This window comes from Mariniflexile ostreae (assembly GCF_042427585.1).
GTDB lineage: Bacteria > Bacteroidota > Bacteroidia > Flavobacteriales > Flavobacteriaceae > Pseudalgibacter > Pseudalgibacter ostreae.
On record NZ_JBHMFC010000013.1, the window covers coordinates 71,840 to 77,990 of the forward strand.

The following is a 6,151-nucleotide window of genomic DNA, read 5'->3' on the forward strand; positions in this document are numbered from 1 at the left end:
CCATGAAAACACAACAAAACAACTCATACAAGATCAAACTTGGAATATTTGTCACTTTAGCCCTCTTAATCCTATTTGCTATTATTTTCTTTATTGGCAGCCAACAAAATCTATTCAGTTCAAAATTCAAAATTCATACAGAGTTCCGTAACGTTAGTGGGTTACAAATAGGTGGCCAAGTACGTTTTTCAGGAATTTCTGTTGGTACTATTGAAAATATAGAGATTATTAATGACTCAACTGTAAGCGTAATGGCCCTAATGGTTAACGACGTAAAGAAGTTTATTAAGCAAGACAGCAAAGCATCCATAAGCTCAGAAGGCGTTATCGGAGATAAAATATTGGTGGTTTCGCAAGGAAGCTCCAACGCTGCCGAAATTGAAGATGGCGAAACGATTCAATCTTTTGAACCAGTAGAGTTTGATGCCATACTGTCTTCCATAAAGATTACGGCCGAAAATGCAGAAGTGATTTCTGATGAATTGGCAACCATGCTTGTAGGCATTAATGAAGGTGAAGGCACTTTAGGGAAATTAATGAACGATGAAGGCGTTGCCCAGGATTTAGAAAAAACCATGGAAAATTTAAAAAAAGGCACTAAAGGATTAGAACAGAATATGGAAGCAGCCAAACATAATTTCCTTTTAAGAGGTTTCTTTAAAAAGAAAGCTAGAGAAAAGGAAAAAGCCAAAGAAGAAGCGCAAAAGAAAGCAGAAAGAGAAGCGGAGGAAAAAGCGGAGGAACTAGAGGGAAAAACATCAAATTAACAGCTCTTAAAAATAAAATTCACGCTTTTAAGCGTAATGTCTTAGTCGCTTAATAAAGCGGCAATATATTTTTAGTAACAGACTGTTTTTTGAGCTAAAAATTTAATGTACTTTTAGGTTTATATCATAAAACACTAAAAAATGAAACGCATCATTACAGCACCACTAAAAATAAAAAACATGAAACTCTTGCGTTTTGGTCGTGATTTTAAACCAGACGAAGAAGTTATTTTAAGAGACTATCTTGCCATAGAGCGCACACGTTTAGCAAACGAACGAACCCTTTTATCTTACATAAGATCCTCATTATACTTGCTTTTGGGCAGTATCGCCTTTTTTCAGCTTAAAGATTTTTCTAATTTCAAATACCTAGCCTTACTTTCTTTAATATTTAGCGCTATTTTTTTTGTTATCGGAGTGTACCGTTTCACATTACTCAAAAAAAGCCTAAAACGCTTATATTATATTTCCGAAGAAAAGGAACAGGCTACTAAATAACAGCCAGTTGTATCGAAAAACAACTTCGTATGCCTTTTAAATGGCACAGCTGTGTTTTAAGTTACCACAGCTGTTTCGAGCTCGATTATTTACAAAATCGCTTTTCTTTTAAAGCCTATACAATTCTTTCACCCTTAGCAACCAAATAACGTGTTGGCCTTAAAGTCTTAAACAATAGCCCATAAAGACCTACTCCTTGCTTCTTATCGTTTAAGTTTTAATTATCTTTGCATAACTAAAAATGCATCATATGATATATTCAATGACGGGATACGGTAAATCGGTCTTACAGTTACCTTCAAAAAAAATAACCATCGAAATTAAATCGCTAAACAGCAAAAGTCTTGATTTAAACACTCGAATGCCGTCAATTTATCGCGAAAAAGAATTGGATATTCGGAAATTAGTAGGCCTTAAACTAGAACGTGGCAAAGTTGATTTTTCGATTTTCGCTGAAATTACCGGCGAAGAAACCACTAGCCAAATCAATACTCCCGTTGTAAAACAATATATCAAACAGCTTAAAGCAATTGTAGATAGCAATGAAATAGAATTGCTAAAAATGGCAGTTCGCTTTCCAGATGCTTTAAATACAGAACGTACAGATATAGACGAAGACGAATGGCAAGCCATTTTAAACGAAATCGAATTGGCTTTAGAAAACATCAATATTTACAGATTAGATGAAGGGAAGGTTTTGGAGCAGGATTTTAAAAACCGCATTCAAACCATATCCTCGCTTTTAGATGATGTAATCGCTATAGACCCTGAGCGCATAACAGCCGTTAGGGAACGCTTACTTAAAGGCGTTGAAGAACTTAAAGAGAAGTTTGACGAAAACCGTTTTGAACAGGAACTGGTGTATTATATCGAAAAATACGATATTACTGAAGAAAAAGTACGTCTTAAAAACCATTTAAACTATTTTTTATCGGCACTAGATTCCGAAGACTCGAATGGTAAAAAATTAGGCTTTATTTCTCAAGAAATAGGACGAGAGATCAATACCATAGGCTCCAAAAGTAATTACGCATCCATGCAGCAGTTAGTGGTACAAATGAAAGATGAATTAGAGAAAATAAAAGAACAATTATTAAATGTCTTATAAAGACAAAAGGTAGTTAAATTATACAATACAAATAAAAACAGTACACAACGCCTAGTCGAAGTGTCTTTAAAAAAACAGAAGTTGGCAACTACAAACGATAGCAAATCAAATAAACTCATTGTATTCTCGGCGCCTTCAGGTTCTGGAAAAACCACGATTGTAAAACACTTATTAGGTCGTAAGGATCTAAATTTAGAGTTTTCCATATCGGCGGCTTCAAGAGCTAAACGCGGGGACGAAGTAGACGGAAAAGATTATTATTTTTTATCTGCCGAAGCGTTTAAGTCAAAAATTAAAAATGATGAGTTTTTAGAATGGGAAGAAGTGTATCGCGATAATTTCTATGGAACTTTAAAAACTGAAGTAGAACGTATTTGGGCAAAAGGCAAGCATGTTATTTTTGATATTGATGTTTCGGGCGGCTTACGAATTAAACGCAAATTCCCAGACCAAACCTTAGCTATTTTTGTAAAACCCCCAAGTATCGATGAGCTTAAAATAAGATTAAAAAAACGTAAAACTGAAACTGATGATAAAATAAACATGCGGGTTGCAAAAGCGTCTGCGGAACTGGCTACGGCACCTTTGTTCGATACTATTATCATTAACGATCATTTAGAAAAAGCCTTAAATGATGCCGAAACTTTAGTTCATGATTTTATAAATTCTTAAATAATTATCATGAACGTAGGATTGTATTTTGGCTCTTTTAACCCCATTCATATTGGTCATTTAATAATTGCAAATTACATGGCAGAACATAGCGATTTAGACCAGGTTTGGTTTGTAGTAACGCCACACAGTCCTTTCAAAAAAAAACGCAGTCTACTAGACAACTACGACCGCTTAGAGATGGTTCACCTCGCTATTAAGGACTATCCAAAACTTAATTTTAGTGATATCGAGTTTAATTTACCACAGCCCAATTATACTATAGATACATTGGTTTATTTACAAGAAAAACATCCTAAACATCAGTTTTCGCTAATAATGGGTGAGGACAATTTAAAGAGCCTTCATAAATGGAAAAATTATGAAATGATTCTTGAAAACCATCCCATTTATGTGTACCCTAGAATTTCGGATACAAAAGCAAGCCCAGCGCTAAAGGGCCATAATAACATCCATTTTATTGATGCTCCCATTATGGAATTATCATCTACATACATTCGCCAAGCAATTAAAAACGGCAAAAATGTACAACCCATGCTACCACAACATGTTTGGAAATATTTAGAGGACATGAACTTTTATAGGGATTAAGCCTTAAATCTTAACTTACATCTAAAACGAATGCTTTGAGCCTCTTTTTTAAGTGAAAAAATTAGCCCTTTATATTAAAAATAATAAAGTAAAATTTACAGCTATAGCAGGCCTATTAATTGCCTATTATTTTTGCTTACCAAGTCCGCTCTTTAAAGACCCAACAGCTACGGTGATTACAAGCTCCAACAATGAGTTACTAGGCGCCCAAATAGCAAGAGATGGCCAATGGCGGTTTCCGCAAAATGATTCTGTACCAAAAAAATTCACAACATGCATTCTTCAATTTGAAGACGAATATTTTTACAGCCACCCTGGGTTCAACCCTGTTTCTATTTTTAAGGCCCTAAGGGACAACTTAAAGTCTGATGGCTTAAAACGTGGCGGAAGCACTTTAACCCAGCAAGTAATTCGGCTGTCAAGAAAAGGGCAATCCAGAACGTATATTGAAAAAATAAAGGAAATTGTGCTTGCCACCCGATTAGAACTTCAAAAATCTAAAACACAAATATTAGCGCTTTATAGTAGCCATGCTCCTTTTGGAGGTAATGTGGTAGGACTAGATGCTGCGGCATGGCGTTATTTCAACAGAAATCCCTACGAACTTTCTTGGGCAGAAACGGCCACTTTAGCAGTACTACCCAATGCCCCAAGTTTAATATATCCCGGAAAGAACCAAAAAAACCTGTTAAAAAAGCGTGATAGGCTGCTAAAGAAACTTCTTAAAAACAGGATTATAGACACACTAACCTACACCTTGTCTATTGCAGAAGGTTTACCTCAAAAACCCTATCCTCTACCTCAAATGGCACCGCATTTATTACAAAAAACTACAAAATCCCATTATGGGAAACGAATACAAACCACCATCGACTCCAAATTACAAGACCGTATAAACCGTATTGTAAAACACCATTACAACCAACTTAGCCAAAACGAAATCCATAATGCCGCCGTTTTGGTTTTAAATGTAAAAACAAGACAAGTTTTAGCATATGTTGGCAATACACCTACCGATAAGGGCCATCAAAAAGATGTAGATATTATAGATAAGCCCAGGAGTACAGGAAGTATACTAAAACCATTTTTATATACGGCTATGCTAGATGCCGGCGACCTATTGCCGCACACACTGGTAGCCGATGTTCCAACCCAATTTGGAAGTTATAATCCTGAGAACTACAACAAGACGTATGATGGTGCCGTATCGGCCAGTCGTGCACTATCCCGATCTTTAAATGTACCCTCTGTAAGAATGTTACAAGAATTTGGTCTAGATAGGTTTCACGATTATTTAAAACGCTTACATTTAAAAGACTTAAAATATAATGCCAATCATTATGGCCTATCGCTTATTCTTGGAGGTGCAGAAAGCAATTTATGGGATTTATGTAAAAGCTATGCAGCACTGTCCTCGACCTTGAACCATTTCTCTGAAACTTCTAGTGAATATTTTTCTAATGAATTTTGTGAACCCACTTTTTTAGCCTCTGAAATCATCGATTTTGGCAAAAAAACAAGCGATAAAACGCTTTTTGATGCAGGCTCTATTTACTTAACCTATGAAAGTTTAAAAGAAGTAAACCGCCCAGAAGGAGATGAAAGCTGGGCATTCTTTGATGGTTCTAAACAAATTGCTTGGAAAACAGGGACCAGCTTTGGCTTTAGAGATGCATGGGCCATTGGAACCACACAAGATTATGTCGTAGGCGTTTGGGTGGGAAATGCCGATGGAGAAGGCCGACCAGGATTGGTGGGCGTTCAAACCGCCGCACCTATTTTGTTTGATGTGTTTGATCTATTGCCCAATAGCAATTGGTTTGCAAAACCATTTGATGACATGCAAGAAGCTACTATTTGTAATCAAAGCGGGTATCGCGCCTCGACAAATTGTCTAGAAACCACAGAAACATTTATTCAACTTAGTGGATTAAAAACAAAGCCTTGTCCTTATCATATTTTAATTCACGTGGACCAAAAAGAGCGATTTCAAGTGAATACGTCTTGCGAAAGTTTAAGCAACATCCAGCATAAACCTTGGTTTGTTTTACCGCCTTTAATGGCGCACTATTATAAAGCAAAAAACCCGTTTTATAAGCCACTTCCTAAATTTAGGGTAGATTGCTTTGGAAGCAGCAGCGTATCTATTGATTTTATTTATCCAAAAGAGAAAAACAGCATCTTTCTTCCTAAAGATTTTGATGGACAAACCAACGATCTTATCCTAAAAATAGCCCACTCCAAATCTGAAAGTACAGTCTTTTGGTATGTTAACGAAACGTTTATAGGCAGTACTAAAGACTTACATGAAATAGCGATAATCCCAGAACAGGGAAAACATATGATTACGGTTGTAGATGAGTTTGGCAATGAGGCAAAGCGCGGTTTTGAAATTTCGCAATAGCTATTTTGGCACTTTCAGAAGTAAATAATCACTTGCATATCAATCAAATAAGTTGTATTTTAGATAAAACAAAACCCCGATAACGAGCCGAACACTCAAAAAACGGGGTTT

The 6,151-nt window shown here is 36.1% G+C and carries 6 protein-coding genes; all 6 read left to right on the forward strand.

Features of this window, described 5'->3' with window-relative positions; genetic code table 11:
• Positions 1-2: 2 nt before the first annotated feature.
• The 6 genes from ACFFU9_RS04895 (at position 3) to pbpC (ending at position 6,040) form a co-directional block, all read left to right on the forward strand.
• Positions 3-767: an MlaD family protein gene (locus ACFFU9_RS04895; RefSeq protein WP_379860263.1), complete on the forward strand. Its 765-nt coding sequence runs from the start codon at positions 3-5 to the stop codon at positions 765-767.
• A gap of 141 nt (positions 768-908) precedes the next feature.
• Positions 909-1,265, forward strand: a complete 357-nt coding sequence (locus ACFFU9_RS04900; RefSeq protein WP_379860264.1) for a DUF202 domain-containing protein — start codon at positions 909-911, stop codon at positions 1,263-1,265.
• Positions 1,266-1,515: 250 nt separating this feature from the next.
• Positions 1,516-2,373 carry a YicC/YloC family endoribonuclease gene (locus ACFFU9_RS04905; RefSeq protein ID WP_379860265.1) on the forward strand — a complete coding sequence of 286 codons (858 nt, stop codon included), beginning with the start codon at positions 1,516-1,518 and terminating at the stop codon, positions 2,371-2,373.
• An 81-nt stretch (positions 2,374-2,454) separates the two neighbouring features.
• Positions 2,455-3,045 (forward strand): guanylate kinase, encoded by a 591-nt coding sequence (gmk, locus tag ACFFU9_RS04910; protein WP_379860266.1) that lies wholly within the window; start codon positions 2,455-2,457, stop codon positions 3,043-3,045.
• A 9-nt stretch (positions 3,046-3,054) separates the two neighbouring features.
• Positions 3,055-3,636 carry a nicotinate (nicotinamide) nucleotide adenylyltransferase gene (gene nadD, locus ACFFU9_RS04915; protein WP_379860267.1) on the forward strand — a complete coding sequence of 194 codons (582 nt, stop codon included), beginning with the start codon at positions 3,055-3,057 and terminating at the stop codon, positions 3,634-3,636.
• A gap of 52 nt (positions 3,637-3,688) precedes the next feature.
• On the forward strand, positions 3,689-6,040 hold the full coding sequence (pbpC, locus tag ACFFU9_RS04920) for a penicillin-binding protein 1C (protein ID WP_379860268.1): 2,352 nt from the start codon (positions 3,689-3,691) through the stop codon (positions 6,038-6,040).
• Positions 6,041-6,151: the final 111 nt, after the last annotated feature.

Bases quoted from the DNA above. Each gene is read 5' to 3' on its own strand.
- ACFFU9_RS04895 (WP_379860263.1), top strand. From the start codon at position 3: ATGAAAACACAACAAAACAACTCATACAAGATCAAACTTGGAATATTT.
- ACFFU9_RS04900 (WP_379860264.1), top strand. From the start codon at position 909: ATGAAACGCATCATTACAGCACCACTAAAAATAAAAAACATGAAACTC.
- ACFFU9_RS04905 (WP_379860265.1), top strand. From the start codon at position 1,516: ATGATATATTCAATGACGGGATACGGTAAATCGGTCTTACAGTTACCT.
- nadD (WP_379860267.1), top strand. From the start codon at position 3,055: ATGAACGTAGGATTGTATTTTGGCTCTTTTAACCCCATTCATATTGGT.